At 71.3% G+C, this 23,436-nt stretch carries 21 protein-coding genes, 1 tRNA gene and 1 pseudogene; 12 read left to right on the top strand and 11 right to left on the bottom strand.

Annotated elements, in window-relative coordinates; genetic code table 11:
* Nucleotides 1-44: 44 nt before the first annotated feature.
* The 6 genes from ACZ562_RS06000 to ACZ562_RS05975 form a co-directional block, all read right to left on the bottom strand.
* Nucleotides 45-1,511, bottom strand: coding sequence for a peptidoglycan D,D-transpeptidase FtsI family protein (locus tag ACZ562_RS06000; protein ID WP_471174417.1), 1,467 nt, complete (start codon nucleotides 1,509-1,511; stop codon nucleotides 45-47).
* Nucleotides 1,508-2,956, bottom strand: a complete 1,449-nt coding sequence (locus ACZ562_RS05995; protein ID WP_471174416.1) for an FtsW/RodA/SpoVE family cell cycle protein — start codon at nucleotides 2,954-2,956, stop codon at nucleotides 1,508-1,510. Before ACZ562_RS05995 ends, ACZ562_RS06000 begins: the two co-directional genes overlap by 4 nt.
* A gap of 27 nt (nucleotides 2,957-2,983) precedes the next feature.
* Nucleotides 2,984-4,552 carry a Stp1/IreP family PP2C-type Ser/Thr phosphatase gene (locus ACZ562_RS05990; protein ID WP_471174796.1) on the bottom strand — a complete coding sequence of 523 codons (1,569 nt, stop codon included), beginning with the start codon at nucleotides 4,550-4,552 and terminating at the stop codon, nucleotides 2,984-2,986.
* Nucleotides 4,553-4,642: 90 nt separating this feature from the next.
* A complete protein-coding gene (locus ACZ562_RS05985) occupies nucleotides 4,643-5,158 on the bottom strand; it encodes an FHA domain-containing protein FhaB/FipA (protein ID WP_471174415.1) in 516 nt (171 codons plus the stop codon).
* Between the two features lie 10 nt (nucleotides 5,159-5,168).
* Nucleotides 5,169-6,005, bottom strand: coding sequence for an FhaA domain-containing protein (locus ACZ562_RS05980; protein ID WP_471174414.1), 837 nt, complete (start codon nucleotides 6,003-6,005; stop codon nucleotides 5,169-5,171).
* The gene (locus ACZ562_RS05975; RefSeq protein WP_471174413.1) at nucleotides 5,993-6,136 is read right to left on the bottom strand and encodes a hypothetical protein; all 144 of its coding nucleotides are present in this window, start codon (nucleotides 6,134-6,136) and stop codon (nucleotides 5,993-5,995) included. The genes ACZ562_RS05980 and ACZ562_RS05975 overlap by 13 nt, the downstream gene beginning before the upstream one ends.
* A gap of 434 nt (nucleotides 6,137-6,570) precedes the next feature.
* On the opposite strand from ACZ562_RS05975, the gene ACZ562_RS05970 reads away from it, so the two are divergent.
* A tRNA-Leu gene (locus ACZ562_RS05970) sits at nucleotides 6,571-6,654 on the top strand.
* A gap of 564 nt (nucleotides 6,655-7,218) precedes the next feature.
* On the opposite strand, the gene ACZ562_RS05965 is transcribed toward ACZ562_RS05970, so the two are convergent.
* On the bottom strand, nucleotides 7,219-7,959 hold the full coding sequence (locus ACZ562_RS05965) for an ABC-2 transporter permease (protein ID WP_471174412.1): 741 nt from the start codon (nucleotides 7,957-7,959) through the stop codon (nucleotides 7,219-7,221).
* Between the two features lie 21 nt (nucleotides 7,960-7,980).
* Nucleotides 7,981-8,736: an ABC transporter ATP-binding protein gene (locus ACZ562_RS05960; RefSeq protein WP_471174411.1), complete on the bottom strand. Its 756-nt coding sequence runs from the start codon at nucleotides 8,734-8,736 to the stop codon at nucleotides 7,981-7,983.
* A gap of 293 nt (nucleotides 8,737-9,029) precedes the next feature.
* On the opposite strand from ACZ562_RS05960, the gene ACZ562_RS05955 reads away from it, so the two are divergent.
* From ACZ562_RS05955 to ACZ562_RS05930, 6 genes are all read left to right on the top strand, one after another.
* A complete protein-coding gene (locus ACZ562_RS05955) occupies nucleotides 9,030-10,253 on the top strand; it encodes a sensor histidine kinase (protein ID WP_471174410.1) in 1,224 nt (407 codons plus the stop codon).
* Nucleotides 10,250-10,924, top strand: coding sequence for a response regulator transcription factor (locus tag ACZ562_RS05950; RefSeq protein ID WP_471174409.1), 675 nt, complete (start codon nucleotides 10,250-10,252; stop codon nucleotides 10,922-10,924). The genes ACZ562_RS05955 and ACZ562_RS05950 overlap by 4 nt, the downstream gene beginning before the upstream one ends.
* 686 nt (nucleotides 10,925-11,610) lie before the next feature.
* Nucleotides 11,611-13,035: a DUF2252 domain-containing protein gene (locus ACZ562_RS05945; RefSeq protein WP_471174794.1), complete on the top strand. Its 1,425-nt coding sequence runs from the start codon at nucleotides 11,611-11,613 to the stop codon at nucleotides 13,033-13,035.
* A 16-nt stretch (nucleotides 13,036-13,051) separates the two neighbouring features.
* The gene (locus tag ACZ562_RS05940) at nucleotides 13,052-13,312 is read left to right on the top strand and encodes a hypothetical protein (RefSeq protein ID WP_471174408.1); all 261 of its coding nucleotides are present in this window, start codon (nucleotides 13,052-13,054) and stop codon (nucleotides 13,310-13,312) included.
* A complete protein-coding gene (locus ACZ562_RS05935) occupies nucleotides 13,309-14,154 on the top strand; it encodes a J domain-containing protein (protein WP_471174407.1) in 846 nt (281 codons plus the stop codon). Before ACZ562_RS05940 ends, ACZ562_RS05935 begins: the two co-directional genes overlap by 4 nt.
* Before the next feature lie 28 nt (nucleotides 14,155-14,182).
* Entirely contained in the window at nucleotides 14,183-14,512 is a 330-nt protein-coding gene (locus ACZ562_RS05930) for a rhodanese-like domain-containing protein (protein WP_471174792.1), read from the top strand.
* A gap of 20 nt (nucleotides 14,513-14,532) precedes the next feature.
* Here the strand turns inward: ACZ562_RS05930 and ACZ562_RS05925 are convergent.
* A pseudogene (locus tag ACZ562_RS05925) lies at nucleotides 14,533-15,679 on the bottom strand (acyl-CoA dehydrogenase family protein).
* Between the two features lie 394 nt (nucleotides 15,680-16,073).
* Between ACZ562_RS05925 and ACZ562_RS05920 the strand changes: the two are divergent.
* The 3 genes from ACZ562_RS05920 to ACZ562_RS05910 are packed head-to-tail and all read left to right on the top strand — an operon-like array spanning nucleotide 16,074 to nucleotide 18,870.
* Nucleotides 16,074-16,892 (top strand): DUF5819 family protein, encoded by an 819-nt coding sequence (locus tag ACZ562_RS05920; RefSeq protein ID WP_471174406.1) that lies wholly within the window; start codon nucleotides 16,074-16,076, stop codon nucleotides 16,890-16,892.
* Complete coding sequence (locus ACZ562_RS05915; protein WP_471174405.1) at nucleotides 16,889-18,103, top strand: HTTM domain-containing protein; 1,215 nt, start codon at nucleotides 16,889-16,891, stop codon at nucleotides 18,101-18,103. The genes ACZ562_RS05920 and ACZ562_RS05915 overlap by 4 nt, the downstream gene beginning before the upstream one ends.
* On the top strand, nucleotides 18,100-18,870 hold the full coding sequence (locus ACZ562_RS05910) for a TrmH family RNA methyltransferase (protein ID WP_471174404.1): 771 nt from the start codon (nucleotides 18,100-18,102) through the stop codon (nucleotides 18,868-18,870). Before ACZ562_RS05915 ends, ACZ562_RS05910 begins: the two co-directional genes overlap by 4 nt.
* A 9-nt stretch (nucleotides 18,871-18,879) precedes the next feature.
* On the opposite strand, the gene paaN is transcribed toward ACZ562_RS05910, so the two are convergent.
* Nucleotides 18,880-20,571 carry a phenylacetic acid degradation protein PaaN gene (paaN, locus tag ACZ562_RS05905; RefSeq protein ID WP_471174403.1) on the bottom strand — a complete coding sequence of 564 codons (1,692 nt, stop codon included), beginning with the start codon at nucleotides 20,569-20,571 and terminating at the stop codon, nucleotides 18,880-18,882.
* A 149-nt stretch (nucleotides 20,572-20,720) separates the two neighbouring features.
* Here paaN and ACZ562_RS05900 point away from each other — a divergent pair, with 149 nt between their 5' ends.
* Nucleotides 20,721-22,238, top strand: coding sequence for a 3-hydroxyacyl-CoA dehydrogenase (locus ACZ562_RS05900; protein WP_471174402.1), 1,518 nt, complete (start codon nucleotides 20,721-20,723; stop codon nucleotides 22,236-22,238).
* Nucleotides 22,235-22,825, top strand: a complete 591-nt coding sequence (locus tag ACZ562_RS05895; protein WP_471174401.1) for a TetR/AcrR family transcriptional regulator — start codon at nucleotides 22,235-22,237, stop codon at nucleotides 22,823-22,825. Before ACZ562_RS05900 ends, ACZ562_RS05895 begins: the two co-directional genes overlap by 4 nt.
* Before the next feature lie 44 nt (nucleotides 22,826-22,869).
* Here the strand turns inward: ACZ562_RS05895 and ACZ562_RS05890 are convergent, their stop codons facing one another.
* A complete protein-coding gene (locus tag ACZ562_RS05890; RefSeq protein WP_471174400.1) occupies nucleotides 22,870-23,370 on the bottom strand; it encodes an Lrp/AsnC family transcriptional regulator in 501 nt (166 codons plus the stop codon).
* Nucleotides 23,371-23,436: the final 66 nt, after the last annotated feature.

The following is a 23,436-nucleotide window of genomic DNA, read 5'->3' as shown; positions in this document are numbered from 1 at the left end:
CCGGTATCGCAACGTGCACCGATGTGAAGGGGACGTGAGCGGGGTCACTTCTTGCTGTTGATGACCGCCTCCATCACGCTCTTCGCGATGGGGGCCGCGAGGCCACCGCCGGAGATGTCGTCGCGGACGGCCTTGTCGTCCTCGACGACCACGGCCACGGCGACCGGCGAGCTGCCGTCGCTGAGCTTGGCGTAGGAGATGAACCAGGCGTACGGCTTCTCGCTGTTGTCGACGCCGTGCTGGGCGGTACCGGTCTTGCCGCCCACGGTGACGCCGTCGATCTGCGCCTGGGTGCCGGTGCCCTCCTTGACGACCGTCTCCATCATCGACTGGAGGATCTGCGCGTTCTCCTCGGACAGCGGCCGGCTGAGCTCCTCCGGGTCGGTCTGCTCGAGGGTGTCGAGGCTGGGGGCCTGGAGCTTGTCGATCATGTACGGCTTCATCAGCTTGCCGTCGTTGGCGACGGCCGACGCGACCATGGCCATCTGCAGCGGGGTCGCGGCGGTGTTGTACTGGCCGATCGAGGACAGGGCGGTCTGCGACTTGTTCATGTCGCCGGAGAAGACCGAGGCGTTGGAGCGGACCGGCGTGAACTGCTCGGAGGTGAAGCCGAACTTCTTGGCCTCTTCCAGCATCTTGTCGTTGCCGAGGTCGGAGCCGACCTTGCCGAAGACGGTGTTGCAGGAGTAGCGCAGGGCGATCCGCAGCGAGGCGTTCTTGCAGGGGATGCTGCCCTCGTTCTTCAGCTCGGTCCTGGTGCCCGGCATGATCCAGGGCAGCGGCGAGTCCGTCTTCTCGTCGGCGGACGTGTAGAGCTTGTTCTCCAGGGCGGCGGCCGCGGTGACGACCTTGAAGGTGGAGCCGGGCGGGTAGGTCTCGCGCAGCGCCCGGTTGAGCATCGGGTCGTCGGGGTTGTTCTTCTTCTGGAGCTTGTTCCAGGCGTCCCCGTCGTTGGAGCCGGCGATGCTGGAGGGGTCGTACGACGGGTAGGAGGCCAGGGCCAGGATCGCGCCGGTGGACGGGTCGATGGCGGCGACGGCGCCCTTGCCGCGGTCCTTCAGGCCCTCGTAGGCGGCCTTCTGGGCGGCGGTGTTGAGGGTGGTGACGACGTTGCCGCCCTCCCGCTCCTTGCCCGTGAGCATGTCGAGGGTGTTGCGGAAGAAGAGCCGGTCGTCGGTGCCGGTGAGGATGCCGTCCTCGAGGTTCTCGAGCTGGTTGGTGCCGTAGGCCTGCGAGGCGTACCCGGTGACGGGCGCCCACATGGCGCCGTCCTTGTAGGTGCGTTTGTACTCGAAGTCGCCGCTGGTGGCCTTCTTGGAGCCGGTGATTTCCTTGCCGTCGACGATGATGTTGCCCCGCGGGGTGGCGTACTGCTCGATGGCGACGCGGCGGTTGTTCGTGTCGGTGCGCAGTTCGTCGGCCTTGACGTACTGGAGCCAGTTGTCGCGGATGAGCAGGGTGAGGACGAGAAGGCCGCAGAAGATCGCGATCCGGCGCAGGGGCTTGTTCATGACGGGCGGACCACCTGGGTCATTTCGGCGTCGGGGTTGGGGGCGGGGGCGGGGGCCGGACGGCGCGCGGTGTCGCTGATTCTCAGCAGGATGCCGATGAGTGCCCAGTTGGCGATGACGGAGGAGCCTCCGTAGGCCAGGAAGGGCATGGTCATACCGGTCAGCGGGATCAGGCCCATGACGCCGCCTGCGACCACGAAGACCTGGAGGGCGAAGGCGCCCGACAGGCCGACGGCGAGGAGCTTGCCGAACGGGTCGCGGGCGGCGAGTGCGGTGCGGATGCCGCGCTCCACGATCAGGCCGTAGATCAGCAGGATCGCCATGAGGCCGGCCAGGCCCAGCTCCTCGCCGAAGGTGGCGAGGATGAAGTCGGAGTTGGCGGCGAACCGGATCAGCTCGGAGTGGCCCTGGCCCCAGCCGGTGCCGAGGGTGCCGCCGGAGCCGAACGCCCACAGGGCCTGCATGGCCTGCTCGGAGTGGATGATGCCGTCCTGGGTTCCGGCGCGGCTGAGCTGGTACTCGCGCATCGGGTCGAGCCAGGCCTGCACACGCGTCTGGATGTGCGATTCGAAGCTGGCCACACCGACGGCGCCGGCCGCGGACATCAGCAGACCGAAGACGATCCAGCTGGTCCGCTCGGTGGCGACGTACAGCATGATGACGAACATTCCGAAGAACAGCAGCGACGTACCGAGGTCGGTCTCGAAGACCAGGATGAGGATCGAGATCGCCCAGACGACCAGGATCGGGCCGAGGTCGCGGCCGCGCGGCAGGTACAGGCCCATGAAGCGGCGGCTGGCGAGAGCGAGCGCGTCGCGCTTGACCATGAGGTAGCCGGCGAAGAAGACCGCGAGGACGATCTTCGCGAACTCGCCCGGCTGGATGGTGAAGCTGCCGACCTGGATCCAGATCTTGGCGCCGAAGACGTTCAGGCCGAGGCCCGGGACCAGGGGCAGGAGCAGCAGGATCAGTGCGCCGACCATGGAGATGTAGGTGTAGCGCTGCAGGACCCTGTGGTCCTTGAGGAAGACGAGCACGACGACGAAGAGCGCGATGCCCATGGCCGTGTAGATCAGCTGGTTGGTCGCCTTGCCGCCGGCCACGTTGATCGACTGGAGCAGCTTGGACTGGTCGAGCCGCCAGATGGCGACGAGTCCGAGGCCGTTCAGGAGGGTGGCCAGGGGCAGCAGCAGAGGGTCGGCGTACGGTGCGAACTTGCGGACGACGAGATGGCCGATGCCGGCCAGGAGGCCGAGGCCCAGGCCGTAGCTCAGCAGGCCGGCGGGGACCTTGTCATCGATGGCCAGGCCGACGTTGACGTACGCGAAAACCGGGATGACCACGGCGAACACCAGGAGCGCGAGCTCGGTGTTGCGTCGGCTCGGTGCGCCGATGGCGCCGATGGTGGACGTGTGGTGCGTCGGTGTGTTGGTAGTACTGCTCATCGTGTGACAGGGCCTCTCACGGCTCGGCTACTGCTTGTCGCACAGCGAGACGACCTTCTGCTCCTGGTCGGAGAGGCTGGGGCCGGGGCTGGGGCTGGTCGCGGTCGCTGATGGGGACGGGGACTTCGATCCCGAGGGCTTCGGGGTCGGCGACGCCTTGGACGTGAGGGAGGTGCTGGTGGTTCCCGTGGTGCCTCCGGCCTCGCCCTTGTCGGTCGTGGACTTGTCCTTGCTGCCGGCGGTGCTGCGGTCGGCCTGCTTCTGGCATGCGGAGGCCTGCACGGCGAGTCTGGAGATCGTCGACCGGGCGTCGGACAGTCCGCCCTCGGCGATGGTCGCCTTGACCTGCCTCTGCTGGTAGGGCGGCAGGTACTTGAGTTCGATCTCGGGGTGGTCCTTCTCCACCTTCGACAGCGACACCCAGGCGAGGTCCTGGCTGATGCCCCGGTACAGGGCGACGTGCTCGCCGTTGGCGCCGACGTAGTACTGCGTCTGCGTCCAGCGGTAGCCGCCGTACAGGCCGCCGCCGAGGACGGCGAGTGCGAGCACGGTGTAGCAGGACCTCTTCAGCCATTTGAGGCTTTTGCGGGGTTTGGCGAAGTCGTCGTCGGTGTAGTCGCCGAAGCTGCCCGCCGGGACGAAGCCGGTGGTGTCGCCGGAGCCGGGCGGGCCGAACTCGCCGCCTCCGCCGCCCTGCCCGGGCAGTCGGCGGCGGCCGAGGCCGGAGGCGCGGCCGGCGGGCGTCTGCATGATGCCGTTGTCGTGCAGCTGGTGCTGGTTCTCGGCGACCGCGCCCACCACGACCGGGGTGTCGGAGAGCTGCCCCGCGAGGGTGTCTCCGGTGTCGAGGTCGAGGACGTCGGCGACGATGACCGTGATGTTGTCGGGGCCGCCGCCGCGCAGCGCGAGCTGGATGAGCTCCTGCACGGTCTCCTGGGGGCCCTGGTAGCTGGCGAGAGTGTCCTCGAGCGTCTGGTGGGAGACGACCCCGGACAGTCCGTCGGAGCAGATCAGGTAGCGGTCGCCGGCGCGGACCTCGCGGATGGACAGGTCCGGTTCCACGTGCTCGCCGCTGCCCAGCGCGCGCATCAGCAGGGAGCGCTGCGGGTGGGTGGTGGCTTCCTCTTCGGTGATGCGGCCCTCGTCGACGAGGCGCTGCACCCAGGTGTGGTCCTGTGTGATCTGCGTGAGGACGCCGTCGCGCAGCAGGTAGGCGCGGGAGTCGCCGACGTGGACGAGGCCGAGCCGCTGGCCGGTCCACAGCAGGGCGGTGAGCGTGGTGCCCATGCCCTCCAGCTGCGGGTCCTCCTCGACCATGGAGCGCAGCTGGTCGTTGGCGCGCTGGACGGCGGTGCCGAGGGAGGTGAGGACGTCGGAGCCGGGGACGTCGTCGTCGAGGGCGACGATGGTGGAGATGGCCTCGGAGGAGGCGACCTCGCCGGCCGCGGCGCCGCCCATGCCGTCGGCGATCGCGAGCAGGCGGGGACCGGCGTATCCGGAGTCCTCGTTGCCTTCCCGGATCATGCCTTTGTGCGATCCGGCGGCGAAGCGCAGTGACAGACTCATGCGCACCTCGCCCGTCGGCTCCGGGTACATCCGCACGGTGCCCACCCTCCGGTCGGGAGCGCGCCGGAGCCCGGGGTGCCGGCCACCGTTGCGTGCTCGCTCCGCTCGCTCATTGTCGTACTACTTCCGCAGCTCGATGACGGTCTTGCCGATGCGGATCGGCGCACCCAGCGCGATCGGCGTGGGGGTCGTCAGCCGCGTTCGGTCGAGGTACGTGCCGTTGGTGGAGCCCAGGTCCTCGACGATCCACTGGCCGTCGCGGTCCGGGTAGATCCTGGCATGGCGGCTGGAGGCGTAGTCGTCGTCCAGCACGATGGTGCTGTCGTGTGCCCGGCCCAGGGTGATGGTCTGCCCCTGGAGGGCGACGGTGGTGCCGGTGAGGGTGCCCTCGGTCACGACCAGCTTGGTGGGGGCGTTGCGGCGCTGGCGGCCGCCGCCGGCCTGCTGGCGCTGCGGCGGGGGCGCGGCCTGTTGCCGGGCGGCCTGCTGCGGCCGGCCGGCTTCGCGCCTGGACCCGCGCTGGGTGACGCGCGTACCGAACAGGTCGCTGCGGATGACCTGCACGGCCACGATCACGAACAGCCACAGAACGGCCAGGAAACCCAGCCGCATGACCGTGAGGGTCAGCTCTGACATTGCCCCCGCTTCACCCTTCGGCTTGCCGGTAAATGATGGTGGTGCTGCCCACGACGATCCGCGAGCCGTCGCGGAGCGTAGCGCGGGTGGTGTGCTGCCCGTCCACCACGATGCCGTTGGTGGACCCGAGATCCTGGATCGTCGAGGGCGTTCCGGTCCGGATCTCACAGTGCCGGCGTGAGACGCCCGGGTCGTCGATCCGCACGTCGGCTTCGGTGCTGCGGCCCAGCACGAGCGTCGGGCGGGAGATCTGATGGCGGGTGCCGTTGATCTCGATCCAGTGGCGGGTGCGTCCGCCCGCCTGGGGGGCCGCCACGGGCCGCTGGCCGTAGGGGGCGGCGCCGGGGCGTCCGACGGGCGGCGGCGCGGCCGGCATGGGCGGGGCGCCCGCGGCGGCCGGCGGGTAGCCGTAGCCGCCGGGGCGGCCTGCGGCCGGGCTCGCCGGGGCCGGGCCGGGGGCCTGCTGGCTGCTGGAGGAGGCGAGCGTGCGGCTGCGCACCCGGTACAGGCCGGTGTCGAGGTCGTCCGCCTTCTCCAGGTTGACCTTGATGGGGCCCATGAAGGTGTAGCGCTGCTGCTTGGCGTAGTCGCGCACCATGCCGGCGAGTTCGTCGCCGAGCTGGCCGGAGTAGGGGCTCAGGCGCTCGAAGTCCGGCGTGCTCAGCTCCACGATGAAGTCGTTGGGTACGACGGTGCGGTCGCGGTTCCAGATGGTCGCGTTGTTGTCGCACTCCCGCTGGAGCGCTCCAGCGATCTCGACGGGCTGGACCTCGGACTTGAACACCTTGGCGAAGGTGCCGTTGACCAGACCTTCGAGACGCTGCTCGAACTTCTTCAGGACTCCCATGGGGCACCTCCTCCGTAGCCGCTGCCGTCCTGCATCCCGCTCATTGTGCTGAGCGGGTACTGCCCTGTCTGGTACTGCTCGTACCCGTCGTGCTGCTCGTGCTGGTCGTACTGCTTACTGATCGTATCCACGCGCCGGTAAATCGGCTGGTTCCCCCTGCCGGCCCCGTCGACGGGTGTCGACGCCTGACGAAGTTCCCTCCGGAGCTCCTCTTCGAACTCCTGCGGAACTCAGTCCTGCCAAGGATGGGGACTGAAGTCCTGCCAAGGATCGTAGAGGCGGCCGGATACCAGTGTCCCGCACCTGACTGTGGACCCTGCCCGGCTCTTGGGGAGACGGGCGGGACCGGTACGAGGTTGATACGTGAACAGGCACACGTTGATACGTGGCCGGAGGGTCGGCTCGGCCGGGCGGGCCGGCCGGTCTGGGGCGGGCGGAACCGAAGCCGCTGGTGGGCGGCTGCCCGCGGACAAGTGATGTGAACCCACCCCAGCCCGCGTGCTAATGTTCTGGATGTCGGAAGGCGCCAGCCCCAAGGGGGTCGGAGCCGGAAGACACACCCAATGCGCGGGTGGCGGAATAGGCAGACGCGCTGGATTCAGGTTCCAGTGCCCGCAAGGGCGTGGGGGTTCAACTCCCCCCTCGCGCACAGCGAAGAACCGACAAACGGGTCTCTGCAGATGACGGAAGTCACGGCAGGGGCCCGTTTCTCCGTTTCATGATCGTTGTGAGACATCACACAGCCTGGTCAGGCCACACAACAGGCCCCGACGCGTGAGCTATCTCACGAGTGAGGCCTGTCTTCGTTGTGCTGCTGTGCCGGGCTCGGATTGATCTATGCGCTGCCGTCGGCCCCGGCGCCGGGTCCTGCGCTGCTGCTCGCCAACACGGCTCACTTGGGTGGATGACTCCGGTCGGGGGCTGAACCGCCCGCCGGACCTGAGCGGGGATGTGCCGTGTGCCCGGTCGACACGGTCCCCTCCCGCGTGGGGCAGGCCCGGGCGACCTTGATGGATCTCCTGGATGGGCCGAGGAGCCCGCCGTGCTGGCGGCGGTCTGAGCCCGACACCCTTTCCCATGACACGGACGGTGTCTGTCGAGGTGAGCGCGGTGCTGTCACGCCGTGTGGCTGGGTCGGCGGGTGCGGTGGGCCTGTTGTCGGGTCGCCGCCGCGAACGGCACAACCCCGGTGGGCAGCGCTCGCTCCGCGTGCTCAGGACACGTCACGCCGCATGCTGGTGCCGACCGCCAGGATCGCGAAGACGAGTGTGTAGACCACCAGGACGGTTCCGCCGCCCCAGCGTGGCAGCAGGTCACGCGTCATCATGGGCTCGGCGGCGGCGCCGAGGGCCTGGCCGGCGTTGAAGGGCAGCCAGCGGGCAAGATTGCCGATCAGCTGGCCGACGATGCCTTCGACCAGGGCGACCCACGCCAGCGCGACGGCGATCGCGCCGACGAGGCTGCGGATGACAGCGCCGACTCCCACGCCGATGGCGGCGAACGCCGCGTTCCAGGCGACGCCGCCGCCGATCGTGGTCCACATCGCCGAGTCCGTCCAGGCGAAGGACGCGCCCTTGGCCGACCACCAGGCGGCCGCCGCGCCGAGCCCCACGAGACCGCTGACCACCCCGGCCAGCGCGCCGAAGACCGTGTAGAGCAGGAGCTTCGCGCCGATGACCGGCCCACGCGCGGGAGTGCTCAGATAGGTGTCCGTGATCGTCTGGTGCCGGTACTCCCCGGCGACCGCGAGGATCCCGAACACGAGGGTGAACAGCGAGGCCAGGCCCACGTGCGCGAGTGCCTGGCTCTGCGCGGCGGGGTCGAGTGCCCTGTCGCCGGAGATCACCAGACCACTGGTGCCCGCTACAACCAGCAGAGGGGGTGCGGCCAGCAGCAGCCACGGACTGCGGATGGTGCGCAGTTTCAGCAACTCGGTGCGGATCAGGGTGTGCATGTTCGTTTGCTCCTCGCGTGCTCAGCCACAGGCCGACGCCGCCCGGGCGCCGTCTGCGGGGTTGGTGTCCGGGTTCGAGGTGAGCCTGAGGAAAGCGGCTTCGAGCGTCTCCGTCTTCGCGCTGGTGAGCTCGGTGAGTGTCCCGGCGTAGCGCAGGGTGCCGCGGGCGACGATGACCACACGGTCCACGGTCTGCGCGACCTCGCTGAGCACATGGCTGGACATCAGAACCGTGCGGTTCTCGGCTGCCAGGCCGCGCAGCAGGTCACGCAGCTCCGCCACACCGGCCGGGTCCAGGCCGTTGGCGGGTTCGTCGAGGACGAGCACGCGCGGGTCGCCGAGCAGGGCGGAGGCCAGGCCGAGGCGCTGGCGCATGCCGAGCGAGTAGCCGCCCACCCGCCGGTCCGCGGCGTCGGACAGACCGACCCGCTCCAGCACCTCCTCGACACGCGCCTGCGGGATGTGCGCGGCCCGGGCGAGGATCCGCAGATGGTCGCGCCCGCGTCGGCCGGGATGGAACCCGGTCGCCTCCAGCACCGCCCCGACGGTCCGCCTCGGCTCGCTCAGCTCGGTGTAGCGGCGGCCGTCGATCAGGGCGCGGCCCGCGGTGGGCGTCACCAGGCCCAGCAGCATGCGCAGCGTGGTGGTCTTGCCGGCGCCGTTGGGGCCGAGGAACCCGGTCACCACGCCGGGTTCGACCTCGAAGGTCAGTTGGTCGACCGCGGTCATCGCGCCGTAGCGCTGGGTCAGGCCGTCCACCGTGATACGGCTGCTCATCGGGTCCTCCGGTGCGGCGCCGACCTCATATGCCGAGGTGGCGGAAACGTCGGGTGCATTGGGGGGCTCCCCTTCCAAGGTGTTGCGTGACTTGACCGGGACGTCCGGCACTGGGCGGCGTATTTCGCCCTCACATCACGCTCCCGTTCCCGCCGCCGCGTGTCGTCGGCCGGACACGGTAAGGACGGCTACCGCCATCACGGTGTCGACCCGGCCGTCTACCGCGTCCGCGGTAGCCCCGCCTGCCGCGCACGGCCGACGGCAGTCCGCGCGAGCCCGCCTATCGTGAGGACATGGACGCCATCGCCCGCCTGCGTCGCGAGGTCCGCCGACATGCGCACCTGGCGGACGCGACGATCGCCCTGGCCGTCTGCGCCGCCACCCTGCTGACCGCGTACGGAGGCCGTCCCGCCACCGGGGGCCATCAGACTGCCGCTGTCGTCGCCGCCGTGCTCGGTTGCGGTGCGCTGGTCGGGCGGCGCCGTCACCCGCTGGCGGCCCTCGGCGTGAGCGCGTCGGCCGCCGAGGTCTTCCTCGCGATGAGCGGCAGCACCAGCGGAGAGCTGATCCTGCTCGCCCCTTTGATCGCCCTTTACACCGTCGCCGACCTGGTCGAACGCCGGCCCGCCCTGTTTCTCGGCTGCGGCGCGGTGGCCGCGCTCGCCGTCGTCCACGCCGTGCACGAGCCGACGCTGCTCGGCCCGCAGAACCTGGCGTTCATCGCGCTCGGCGGCCTGGCCATCGCGGCCGGCGACTCCTCCCGCAATCGCCGCGCCTACCTCGCCGAGGTCGAGCGGCGCGCCGAACGCGCCGAATGTGAGCGTGAGAAGGACGCGCGACGCCGGATCGCCGAGGAACGGCTGCGCATCGCACGCGATCTGCATGACGCCGTGGGACACCAACTTGCGCTCATCAGCGTGCAGTCCAACGTCGCCGGGCAGGCACTCGACAGCGACGCCGCGACGGCACGCGAGGCACTCGCCCACGTGAAGTCCGCCAGCCGCAGGGCCCTGGGGGAACTGCGCGACACCGTCACCCTGCTACGGCAGCCGGGAGAGACCGTCGCTCCCACCGCGAGCCCAGCGCCCGGGCTGGACGGGCTCGAGGAACTGGTCGTCTCGTTGGGTGACTCGGGCCTGGAGATCGAGCTCCGCGTCGAAGGCGCGGCACTCCCTCTCGCCCCCGCGGCCGATCTCACCGCGTACCGGGTCGTCCAGGAAGCGCTGACGAACGTCGTCAAGCATTCCGGCGGGCGGCAGGCACGCCTGACCTTCAGCTACGACCGCGACGAACTGCGCATCACCGTCGACGACCTGGGAGGCGGAGACAGAGCCGAGAAGCGTGACCCTGCTGCGGACGCTGCCCCCGCCGGCCGGCACGGCATTGTCGGCATGCGCGAACGCGTCCAGGCCCTCGGCGGGCGCTTCACTGCCGGCCCGCGCTCGAACGGGGCGTTCCAGGTGATCGCGGCCCTGCCCTACCAGCCTCTCGACCTCGTCCCGGAGAACCGCCCGTGACCATCCGCGTAGTCATCGCCGACGACCAGCCCCTGGTGCGCACCGGATTCAAGGCCCTTCTCGAACCGGCACCGGACCTGGAGGTGGTCGGAGAGGCGGGCGACGGGCGCGAGGCGGTGCGGCTGGCCAAGGCCGCCCGGGCGGATCTGGTCCTGATGGACATCCGTATGCCGGTCCTCGACGGCCTCGCGGCGACCCGTCTGATCACCGAGGACGAGGACCTCGCTGGGGTGAAGGTGCTGATCCTCACCACCTTCGAGATCGATCAGTACGTCTTCGAGGCGCTGCGCGCCGGGGCCAGCGGCTTCCTCGGCAAGAGCGCCGACGCCGAGGAGCTGCTGCATGCGGTCCGCACGGTCAGCCGGGGCGACGCGCTGCTGTCTCCCGCGGCGACCAGAACGCTCATCGGTCGGTTCCTCTCCGCACCCGCAGCGCCACAGCCCATGGACGAGCCGGCCCGCCGGGGCCTGGAGGCGCTCACCGGCCGGGAACGGCAGGTCACCACGCTCGTGGCAACCGGCCTGTCCAACGACGAGATCGCCGCGCAGCTCGTGCTCAGCCCCGCCACCATCAAGACGCACGTGAACCGAGCCATGGTCAAGGTCGGCGCCCGCGACCGGGCCCAACTCGTCGTCTTCGCCCACCGCAGCGGCCTCGCCGAGTCGACATAGGCCCCGGACGCCAACCGCTGACGCCGCCGAGCCGACGTTCAGCGACCGGCGTGAAGCTCCTCGGCAATGCTCTCGTGGCTGTATCGCCAGCCGCCTTGTACAGGTGTGGCGTCCGCAGGGTGGGGGCGGCCGTCATGGAGGCCGGTGTGCTCGTGCTCGACAGGTCGCCGACTCCTTCGACGGCCACAGCCGCACCGCCGGCAGTCCGGCGGCCAGGGCGACGAAGCGGACTGGAGGCCCGCGGTCGCGCCGAGCCAGCCGGACAGCGGACAGCGGACAGCGGACAGCGGACAGCGGGCAGGTGAGCATATGACGCACTGGCGGCGCCGTCGGCTGCCTCACGGCCCCTCGACGCACACCGCATCCCCGCCGCCTCGGCGGGCGACGGAATCGTGCTCGATCCGGTCCAGGCTGCCGTCGAAGTCTGCGTGGGCGGGCGCGGGGGCGCGGAGCGACGGAGAGTCGGTTCTCGGTCACGGTGACGGGGCGGTGGCGTGGCGGTGGCGGTGGGCTGACGGCTTGGTGACGGCAGGGCCGGGGCCGATCCGGTGGCGCGGGGGTTGTCCACAGGCCTGGAGTTGTCCACAGGCTCTGACGTGTTTCGGCCACCGGCTGTACGGTCGGCACAAGTTGATGTTCGTGTGCGTGTGGGGGAGGCGGTCGGCGTGAGCGAGATCGGTGCAGAGATGGCTTCACAGCGGGCTTCGCAGGAGGCCGATGCGGTGGCGCGTCGGCTTCCCCGGGTGCGGGGCTTCGCCGAGTGGCCCCCCGAGGGCTCGCCGAAGGAGGAGGGCAAGGCACTGCGGGAGCGCGTCCCGCGCAGCACGCACACCGCGCTCGACCTGGACGCCTCCCGGCCGGACGCGGTGAGCGCGGTCGAGGAGTCCAACCGTGGGCGGCTGCCCGAACTCACGCCGATACGGGTCGGCCGGATGGCGGCCACGCCCTTCGCCTTCATGCGCGGTTCGGCGGGCCTGATGGCGTACGACCTGGCGCGCACCCCCCTGACCCGGATCCGCGCCCAGATCTGCGGCGACGCCCACGCCGCGAACTTCGGCCTGTACGGCGACGCGCGCGGCGGCCTGGTCATCGACCTGAACGACTTCGACGAGACGGTCCACGGCCCCTGGGAGTGGGACCTCAAGCGGCTGGCCGCCTCGCTCGTGCTCGCCGGGCGCGAGGCGGGCGCGGACGAGGACACCTGCCGCAAGGCGGCGCACGACGCTGTGGGCGCCTACCGCCGCACCATGCGGCTGCTCGCCAAGCTCCCGGTCCTCGACGCGTGGAACGCCATCGCGGACGAGGAGCTCGTCTCCCACACGGACGCCCACGACCTGCTCGGCACCCTGGAGCGGGTGTCGGAGAAGGCGCGGGCCAACACCAGCGGGCGCTTCGCGGCGAAGTCCACGGAGCCGACCGGGGACGGCGGGCGCCGCTTCGTCGACGCCCCGCCGGTTCTGCGCCGCGTTCCGGACGCGGAGGCCGCGGCCGTCGCCTCGTCCCTGGACCAGTACGTGACCACGCTCTCCGAGGACCGCCTCCCGCTGCTGGCCCGCCACGCGGTGCACGACGTCGCGTTCCGCGTCGTCGGCACGGGCAGCGTCGGCACCCGCTCGTACGTCGTGCTGCTCCTGGACCACCGCGGCGAACCGCTCGTCCTGCAGGTGAAGGAGGCCCGCCCGTCGGCCCTGGTGCCGCATCTGGTCAGCGCCGGGTTCGAGGCTCCGGAGGTCGCGCACGAGGGCAGCCGTGTCGTGATCGGGCAGAAGCGCATGCAGGTCGTCAGCGACATCCTGCTGGGCTGGACCTCGGTCGGCGAACGCCCCTTCCAGGTAAGGCAGTTCCGCAACCGCAAGGGGAGCGTGGACCCCGCGGCCCTGGCCGCCGACCAGCTGGACGACTACGGCCGCATGACCGGCGCGCTCCTGGCCCGCGCCCACTCCCACAGCGCCGACCCGCGCCGGATCGCGGGCTACTGCGGCAAGAACGAGGAACTGGACGAGGCGATCGCCGCGTTCGCCGTCGCCTACGCCGACCGCACGGAGGCGGACCACGCACAGCTGGTGTCGGCCGTGCGGTCGGGGCGGATCGCGGCGGAGACGGGGGTGTGACGGGCCTGGTCCCACCGTGAAGTACGGCGACGATGACGGTGACGGGGACGGTGACGGGGACGGGATTCTCGATCCGAGGCCGTGCCTCGCGCGGCTGCCCGAGCGGGCGAGGCATCCCCTCCCGGGCAAGGGGCTGCTGTCGCCCGCCGGCGGCCGCACCCACGAGATCGCCTGCCGCCCGGGCACCCCGGTCGTCGCCCGGCCCCTGGCCCGAATCCGGACGGGCCCGGTGACGCGGGCGGGGGTGTGCGAGACGTGGCCTACGCTGGTCGGGTGACGAGCGCGGAAGCTGAGCAGGACGGTGGCGGCGCCGGTGAGACGCCGGTGACGCCCCAGGACGGTGCGCCCCGGCCCGAGGAGCGGCTGGAGCGGGCCGTGCGGGCCGCCGAGCAGGCGCTGATCGAGTACGAGATCGCGGTGGAGACCTTCCGTATCGAGGTCGAGAACTTCTCGCGCCTGCACCACCAGAAACTCGGCCCGATGTACACCCGGCTCGATGAGCTGGACGCGCAGATCGCCGAGGCCCGGGCCGCCCGTACGGGTGACCCGGAGGACGTGCGCAAGGCGGACGAGGCGCGGGCCAGGGTCATGCCGATGCCCGGCGTCGAGGAGCTGTTCCACGGCTGGATGGACGGGGACGGGCTGTTCCCGGAGGCGGCCGCGATGCTCACGGACCAGCCGGTACGGCCCCCGCAGCGGGTGCGCCCCAGCGACGAGGCCCGCAAGCTCTACCGCGAGCTGGCCCGCAAGGCCCATCCCGATCTGGCGCAGGACGACACCGAGCGGGTGCGGCGCGAGGAGTTCATCACCCGGGTAAACGCCGCCTACGCGCGGGGTGACGAGACACTGCTGAAGGAGCTCTCCGAGGAGTGGGCGGCCGGCCCGGCGCCCGAGGAGCCGCGTCCGACCCCCGCCGACGAGCTCTACGCCCGCCTCGAATGGCTCGCCCGGCGCAAGGAGCTGCTTGCCCGGGTCGCCCGGGAACTGGAGGAGAGCGCGATCGGCGCGATGCTCCGGATGGCCCCGGACGACCCGGACCGCCTCCTGGACGAGATCGCCGAACAGCTCCTGGCCCAGGTCGCCGAACGCGAGGCGGAACTCGCGACGATGCTCGGGTAGCGTCATGGCCATGCATTTCGGAGCTGGTGTGCCCACGGTCGGGGTCACGGACCTCAAGGACGGCGACTTCCTGCTGGACGTCCGCGAGGACGACGAGTGGCAGGCGGGTCACGCCGACGGGGCGCTGCACATCCCCATCAGTGAGTTCGTGGCCAGGTACGGCGAGCTGACCGAGGCCGCGCCGCAGGACGGGCGGGTCCATGTGATCTGCCGTTCCGGCGCCCGCTCGGCCCAGGTCGCGATGTACCTCGTCCAGCAGGGCATCGACGCCGTGAACGTCGACGGCGGCATGCAGGTGTGGGCCGCTGCGGGCCGTCCCGTCGTGACCGACGAGGGACAGTCCGGGTTCGTCCTGTAGGCGGCGCCGTTCTCCGGCGGTCAGCCGAGCGGGTGGGCCGCCAGCAGGTCCCCCAGTGCCTCCTCGTGCGCCGCCGCCGGGCCGAGCGACAGCTCCAGGTGCTTGGCCCAGGCGTGGTACCGGCGCAGTGGGCACTCGACGTCGGCGCCGAAACCCCCGTGCAGATGCTGTGCCGTCTGCACGATCCGGCGTACGCCCTCCGAGGCCCAGATCTTGGCGACGGCGACGTCTCCGGACGCGGGCAGGGCGCCCGGCGCCCCCGAACCGATCCGCCAGGCGGCCTGCCACAGCGTGACCTCCATCGCGCGCACGTCGATGTAGCGGTCGGCGGCCTGCATGGCGACGGCCTGGAACGTGGCGACCGGGAAGCCGAACTGTTCCCGCTTGCCCGTGTAGTCGCCGGTCATGCGCAGCACCTGCCGGCCCAGGCCGAGCGCCAGCGCGCACGTCCCGGTGGCCAGCAGGTCGCGCAGCCACTCCCAGGCGCCCTCGGCGTCGATGACGGCACGCGCCGCGATCCGCGCCGACTCCAGACGCACCTCGCCGAGCCGCTCACCGGTCGTGGAGATCTGCTCGGCGACCGCGACTCCCTCGTGGACGGGCGGCACCAGGGCGAGCACGGTCCGGTCGGCAGCCGTGTGGGCGGGTACGACGACGAAGTCGGCGGCCTCTGCCCAGGGCACCGCGGTCTGCACCCCGTCCAGGATCCACCCGGCGCCCTCCTCGCTCTCGTCGCCCAACTGCCGTGCGGTCACGGCGAGTTCGGCCGGATCATGGCCGGTGCGGCCGCTCGCGGCGACGGTCAGCACGACCTCCCCGCGGCCCGCCCGGGCCAGCAGGCCGGACTTCAACCCCTCGCTGCCGAAGGCCGGCCGCCGCGGCCGCGCAGCTCTCCAGCAGCGGCACCCGGGCCAGCACCTTCGCCGACTCGCCCAGCACCAGGCACAGCGCGACGGCGTCCAGGCCCACGCCGCCGTACTCCGGCTCCAGCAGCAGGCTCAGCAGATCCGCGGCGGCGAGCCTCTCCCACAGGGCGCGGTCGAAGTCGTCGGCGACGGCGCCCGTGGTGAGTGCGGGACTGGGTACCGCGTCCGGCGCGACGCCGGCGAACACCCCGCGCGCCGCCTCGGCCGCCGCCTGCTGCTCCTCGCTGAAGCTGAAGTCCACGGTCCTGTCCTTCCGGCGGGTCTGATCTGACGACCCGTCAAGATAGAACAGGTTCTACAAGAAGGGAACGGGCTGCCGGCGCTCACCGGTGGAAGGCCGGCTCTGCCCCTCCGCTGGGGCCCTGAGCTCTGCCCGGGTGTGCTCAAGACCGATCGTTCGGTTGGTGCGATCGCGGGGTGTGACGGCGCCGTAAGGTGTCAAGCGCTGTGGACAACCTGCGGGCGGCCCGTGGGGCCGGCCGAGTGGCGACGAACACGGCAAGGGGTCCCGGAAGGGGCTGTGCCGGGTTGGCGGGCCTGAGTACCGTTCCCGTGCGAGCGCCTGGGAGTGACGGGTGCGGGTGCTGCGGCGCCGGGCGGCCGGAAGACGGACCGGAATCGGGAAACGGGGCGGAATGGACGCGTACGACGGTGGCTCGAACGCCCCGCACGGACCGGGAGGGCCGGGAGGGCCGGGCGCGGCGGCCGGGCCGGAGGGGCCGGTCGCGCCTGCCGGGCCGCAGCGCCCGCCGGCCTCCCCCGCCCCGTACCAGACCGCGGAGCCGACGGCCGCGCCCGCCGAAGGCCGCAGCGGTGTGGCGGCCCTGTCCGTCCGCTACCGGATCGGTGTCGCCCTGGCCCTCGCGGTCGTCGCGATCGGCGTCTGCGTGCACGTCGGCATGGTCTTCCTCCACGTCGCCCCGTCGAACACGGTCACGAAGCAGCACGGCACGGCGGTCTACGACTGGATCAACCCGGAGTTCGAGCAGAACTGGATGCTCTTCGCGCCGAACCCGCTGCAGCAGAACATCGCGGTCCAGGTCCGCGCCGAGGTCGCCGCGGCGGACGGCCGGATACGGACGACCGGCTGGTACGACCTGTCCGCCCAGGACGGCCGCGCCATCGACGGCAATCTGCTGCCGAGCCACACCCAGCAGAACGGGCTGCGCCGGGCCTGGGACTTCTTCGTCTCCACCCATGACAGCCAGAACCGTGCGACGGGCCTGCGCGGCTCCCTGGCCGAGACGTACCTGCGCCGCATCGTGGTGCTGCGCCTGGACCGGCAGGCCGCGGCCGGGCCGCGCGGAGTCGTCGAGCGCGTCCAGGTCCGCGCCCGCACCACAAACGTGCGCCCGCCGAAGTGGAGCCGCGAGCAGGTGCCGGACAACGCGGTATACCGCGAGCTGTCCTGGTGGACCGTCCCGGCCGGCGAGGCCCAGGGAGGCGTCCGGTGAACCGCTTCGCCCTGACGGTCTCGCGCGGCATCGCCCGCGTCACCGAATCCGCCCTCGGCCCGTACCAGACGGCCGTGATCCGCATCGGCTTCAGCGCGACCTGGCTGCTGTTCCTGCTGCGCGAGCTGCCACACCGCCAGGAGCTGTACGGCCCCGACGGTCCCTGGAGCTGGGGCCTGGCCCGGCAGCTGATCGCGGACAACGGCGCGTTCACGGTGCTGATGTGGTCAGACAGCCAGGTCTGGTTCGAGATCGTCTACGCGCTCGCGGTCCTGTCGAGCGTCCTGCTGATGCTGGGCTGGCGCACGCGCGCGATGTCCGTGCTCTTCATGCTCGGCGTGCTCTCGCTGCAGAATCGCAGCGTCTTCATGGGGGACGGCGGCGACAACGTCCTGCACCTGATGTGCATCTACCTCGTGTTCACGCGCTGCGGCCAGGTGTGGTCACTGGACGCGCGGCGGGCACGGCTCGCGCGGGAGGCACGCGCGCGTGGGGAAGGGGCCGGGGACCGCGTCGGCCCGGTGCTGTGGGGCGTGCTGGGGCTCGGACTGGCCGCGGCGACCGCGGCGGGGCGGCTGTTCGACGGCGACCCGTTCGTGCCGTGGCTGCTGTGGGCAGTGTGGCTCGCGCAGCCCGTGTGGTGGGTGGTCTGGCGCCGGGCGCGGACCGCCGAGCCCCGGATCATGCTCGACGTGATCGCCAACATCGTGCACAACGGCGCGCTGCTCGTGATCATGGCCGAGGCCTGTCTGATCTACGCGACGGCCGGCTGGTACAAGATCCAGGGTTCGCGCTGGCAGGACGGCACCGCCGTCTACTATCCGCTGCACCTCGACTCCTTCTCCCCGTGGCCGGCGCTCGCCGACCTGCTGTCGTCCAGCGGCACGACGGTGATGCTCGTCACGTACGGGACCGTCATCGTGCAGGTCGCCTTCCCGTTCACGCTGTTCAACCGGCGGGTCAAGAACGTCCTGCTGGCGGCCATGATCACGGAGCACGCGGTGATCGCTGTGGTGCTCGGGCTGCCCTTCTTCTCCCTGGCGATGATCGCGGCCGACACGGTCTTCCTGCCGACGGCGTTCCTGCGCCGGCTGGGCGACCGGGCGGCACGCGCGCGTGGACGGCTGAGGGCGGGCAGAAGCCGTACGAAGCTGCCGGAGCAGCGTGCCCCCAAGGACACCGAGGACACGCACGTAGGCTTCACGGCATGACCGAGCCCGCCGCCCCCGATCCCGTGAACACCTGGCACCGGCTCGCCGGCACCTGTGTCCTGCTCGACGGCTTCCACGCCCTCAAGCACGCGGTGCGCTTCGGGGCCGAGGTCCCGGTGGCGGTCACCAGCGACCGTGCTGCCGCGCTCGCCCTCGCCGGCGAACTGGCCCCGGACGTACGCGACGCGCTGGACGCGCTGCTGGCCGAGGTGCCGGAGACGGCGTACACGTCTCTCGTGCCGCGCCCGCACCCCACCGCGGTGGCCGCGCTTGCCGTTCGCCCCGAGCGCGCGGAGAACCTGGCGAGGCTGGCGCACGTGCCGCGCAGCGCCCCCGTGGTGGTCCTCGACCACCCGCGCAACCTGGGCAACGCGGGGGCCGTGATCCGGCTGGCCGCGGGTTTCGGAGCGACCGGCGTCGTCACGACCGGGACGCTCGATCCCTGGCACCCCACGGTCGTGCGCGGGGGTGCGGGGCTGCACTTCGCGACCGCCGTGGAGCGGCTGACCGCCGACGAGCTGCCGTCCGGGCCGGTGTTCGCCCTCGACCCGGAGGGCGAGGACATCCGGGGGCTGAAGCTGCCGGACGACGCGGTGCTCGCCTTCGGCTCGGAGCGCAGCGGACTGTCCGGGGAACTCCGCGCGCGAGCCGACCACTTGGTGTCGCTGCCGATGCGCCCCCAGGTCTCCAGCTACAACCTCGCGACCAGTGTGGCCATGACGCTGTACCACTGGAGCGCCACCGGGGGCGCACCGCACGCCTCTTGAGCGCGCCGCTCAGGCCTCCCGGCGGACCTCCACGACACGGAAGCGGTTCGCGACGAACGCGCCGTCGCACAGGGCCGAGTTGGCCGCCGGGTTGCCGCCCGAGCCGTGGAAGTCGGAGAACGCGGCCGTCTGGTTGACATACACCCCGCCGGTGAGGTTCAGCGACAGCTGCGCGGCCTCCTCCAGGCAGACCTCCCGCACGGCCTGCTCGAAGTCCTCGTCGGTGGTGTACGCGCCGACCGTCATCGCGCCCTTCTCGCGGATCGTGCGCCGCAGCAGCTCCACCGCGTCGGCCGCCGAGTCGACGGCGACGGCGAAGGAGACAGGACCGAAGCACTCGCTCATGTAGGCGGCCTCGTCGTCCGGCTTGGCTCCGTCGAGCTTCACGATCACCGGCGTACGGACGGCCGCGTCCGGGAACTCCGGGTTGCTGATCTCCCGTGAGGCGAGGGCGACTTCGCCCAGGCCGGCCGCGGCCTCCAGGCGGGCCTTGACATCAGGGTTGACGATGGCGCCCAGCAGGGCGTTCGCGCGCGCGTCGTCGCCGAGCAGACCGTCCACCGAGCGGGCGAGGTCGGCGACGACCTCGTCGAACGTCCTGGGGCCTTCCTCGGTGCGGATGCCGTCCCGGGGGATGAGCAGGTTCTGCGGGGTCGTGCACATCTGGCCGCTGTACAGCGACAGGGAGAACGCCAGGTTGGCGAGCATCCCCTTGTAGTCGCCGGTCGACTGCACGAGGACCGTGTTGACGCCGGCCTTCTCCGTGTAGACCTGCGCCTGGCGGGCGTTGGCCTCCAGCCAGTCGCCGAACGCCGTCGAGCCCGTGTAGTCGATGATCCGGATCTCGGGGCGGGTGGCCAGCGTCTTGGCGATGCCCTCGCCGGGCCGCTCGGCGGCCAGCGCCACCAGGTTCGGGTCGAAGCCGGCCTCGGCGAGCACCTGGCGCGCGACCCGCACGGTGAGCGCGAGCGGCAGCACCGCGCGCGGGTGGGGCTTGACCAGGACCGCGTTGCCGGTCGCCAGGGAGGCGAACAGGCCCGGATAGCCGTTCCACGTCGGGAAGGTGTTGCAGCCGATGACCAGCGCGACTCCGCGCGGGACCGGGGTGAACTGCTTGGTCAGGGCGATCGGGTCACGCTTGCCCTGGGGCTTGGTCCACTCCGCCGTGTCGGGCGTGCGGACCTGCTCCACGTACGCGTACGCCACCGCCTCCAGGCCGCGGTCCTGCGCGTGCGGGCCGCCCGCCTGGAACGCCATCATGAAGGCCTGGCCGCTGGTGTGCATGACCGCGTGCGCGAACTCGTGCGTCCGGTCGCTGATCCGCTTGAGGATCTCCAGGCACACCACCGCGCGCATCTCGGCGCCCGCGTCGCGCCACGCGCGCTGCCCGGCCCGCATGGCGGGCAGCAGCACGTCGATGTCCGCGTGCGGGTAGGTCACGCCGAGCTCGATGCCGTACGGCGAGACCTCCTCGCCCGTCCAGTCGTCCGTGCCCGGCTGGCCGAGGTCGAGGCGGGTGCCGAGCAGGGCGTCGAAGGCGGCCTTGCCCGCCGCCGCGTCCAGGCTTCCGCTCTCGCCGTAGGCCTTGGGATGTTCGGGATGCGGGGACCAGTACGCGCGTGTGCGGATCGCTTCCAGCGCCTGGTCGAGGGTGGGCCGGTGCTGGGCGATCAGCTGGTGCGCGGTGAGTTCGGCGGCCATCAGGGACCAACTCCTCGTTTCAAGAAACTCTTCTTCGAGCTCATGACCTGGGCAGAAACAGCCGGACAGAGTTAGAGTAACCGAACGATCGGTCGGGACAAGGGGGTCCGCCGCATCTGTGGAAAACCCCGTGCGGGAGGATCGCGCACATGACAGCACTCGACCTCAGCAGCCCCGTGGCCGTCGTCGGCACCGGCACCATGGGCCAGGGCATCGCCCAGGTCGCGCTGGTCGCGGGCCACACCGTGCGGCTGTACGACACCGTTCCCGGCCGTGCCCGGGAAGCGGCAGCCGCGATCGGTGCCCGCCTCGACCGGCTCGTCGAGAAGGACCGCCTCGCCTGCGCCGACCGGGACGCGGCGCGTGCCCGCCTGCTGCCCGCCGGCCACCTCTCCGACCTCGCGGACTGCGCCCTGGTCGTCGAGGCCGTCCTGGAGCGGCTGGACGTCAAGCAGGAGCTGTTCCGGGAGCTGGAGGACATCGTCGGCGAGGACTGTCTGCTCGCCACCAACACCTCGTCCCTGTCCGTGACCGCCATCGGCGGTGCCCTGCGCAACCCGGGCCGCTTCGTGGGCCTGCACTTCTTCAACCCCGCACCGCTCCTGCCGCTCGTCGAGGTCGTCTCCGGCTTCGCCACCGACGTCACGTCGGCCACGCGCGCGTACGAGACGGCCCGCGCCTGGGGCAAGACACCGGTCGCCTGTGCCGACACTCCCGGGTTCATCGTCAACCGCATCGCGCGGCCCTTCTACGCCGAGGCCTTCGCCGTCTACGAGGCCCAGGGCGCCGACCCCGCCACCATCGACGCGGTGCTGCGCGAGTCCGGCGGTTTCCGGATGGGAGCCTTCGAGCTGACCGACCTCATCGGGCAGGACGTCAACGAGTCCGTCACGCACTCCGTGTGGCGGTCCTTCTTCCAGGACGTGCGCTTCACACCGTCGCTCGCCCAGCGGCGCCTCGTCGAGTCGGGCCGGCTCGGCCGCAAGACCGGACAGGGCTGGTACGACCACCGTGACGGCGCCGAGCGCCCAGAGCCGCACACCGCGGAGCCGGCACGGCCGCCCGCCTACGTCGTCGCCGAAGGCGACCTGGGCCCCGCGTCCGAACTGCTCGCGCTGATCCGTGAGGCGGGCATCCAGGTCCGAGAGGAGGAAGAGGACCACGGCACGCGTCTCGTGCTGCCCGGCGGCGGACAGCTGGCGCTCGCCGACGGTCAGACCTCCGTGGAGTTCCGGGACGTCGTCTACTTCGACCTGGCCCTCGACTACCGCGAGGCCACCCGCATCGCCCTGTCCGCCTCCCAGGACACCGCCCCGCAGACCCTCGCCGAGGCCACCGGCCTCTTCCAGGCGCTCGGCAAGCACGTCAGCGTCATCGGTGACGTCCCCGGAATGATCGTCGCCCGCACGGTCGCCCGGATCGTCGACCTGGCCCACGACGCCGTCGCCAAGGGCGTGGCGACCGAGGAGGACACCGACACGGCGATGCGCCTGGGTGTGAACTACCCGCTCGGTCCCTTCGAGTGGAGCCGCAGGCTCGGCCGCAACTGGGCGTACGCCCTGCTCGACGACCTGCACCTGCGTGACCCCTCGGGGCGCTACGCGCCGTCCCTCGCGCTGTACCGCCACGCGTACGCCACCGACAAGCGGGAAGGCAGCGCCTCATGACCACCGCCAAGCGCGACACCTACACCCCGGAGAGTCTGCTGTCCGTCGCGGTGCAGGTCTTCAACGAGCGCGGCTACGACGGCACCTCCATGGAGCACCTCTCCAGGGCGGCCGGTATCTCCAAGTCCTCCATCTACCACCATGTGACGGGCAAGGAGGAGCTGCTGCGCCGCGCCGTGAGCCGGGCACTGGACGGGCTCTTCGGGATCCTCGACGAGGAGCACGCGCGCGTGGGGCGTTCCGTCGAGCGCCTGCAGTATGTCGTACGGCGCATGGTCGAGGTGCTCATCGCGGAGCTGCCGTACGTGACGCTGCTGCTGCGCGTGCGCGGCAACACGGACACCGAGCGGTGGGCCCTGGAGCAGCGCCGCGACTTCGACCACCGCGTCGCCGAGCTGCTGAAGGCGGCCGCCGCCGACGGCGACGTGCGCGGCGACGTGGAGGTGCGGCTCGCGACCCGCCTGGTGTTCGGCATGATCAACTCCATAGTGGAGTGGTACCGGCCCGACGGACGGGGCGCGGGGCAGCGAGAAGTGGCCGACGCTGTGGCCCAGTTGGTCTTCTCGGGGCTGCGCGACGAACACTGAGCCGCTCAGGAGCGATGGGGGAAGGCGCCGAGGGCCGCAGGGTCTCAGCCCTGCGGCTCCAGGTCCTCCTCCTCGAACACCAGCAGCGTGCGCGTGCTCAGTACCTCGGGGATCGCCTGGAGCCGGGTGAGCACCAGCTCGCGCAGCGCCCTGTTGTCCGGCGTGTGCACCAGCAGAAGCACGTCGAAGTCGCCGCCTACCAGGGCGATGTGGGAGGCCCCCGGGAGCTGTCTGAGCTGCTCGCGCACCATGCGCCAGGAGTTCTGGACGATCTTCAGGGTGATGTAGGCCGAGGTGCCGTGGCCGGCGCGTTCGTGGTCGACGCGGGCGCCGAAACCTCGGATGACACCGTCCTCGACGAGGCGGTTGATGCGTGCGTAGGCGTTGGCACGCGAGACATGGACCCGTTCGGCGACCGACCGTATGGACGCGCGGCCGTCCGCTTGGAGCATCTGCAGGATGGCCTGGTCGATCGCGTCCAGCGGCCGCGCGGGCGGCGGGGAGGGCCCGGCGTCCGGGCCCTCGGCCATTTGTTCAGATGCCATGTCCCCCCGCCTCCCTGCCATGGACGTACTGCCTCTATATGAGGCTGTGGAGAACCGTTTGTCCAC

This window comes from Streptomyces sp. NPDC040410 (genome assembly GCF_055595715.1).
This window is presented reverse-complemented; position numbering and strand designations above follow the sequence as displayed.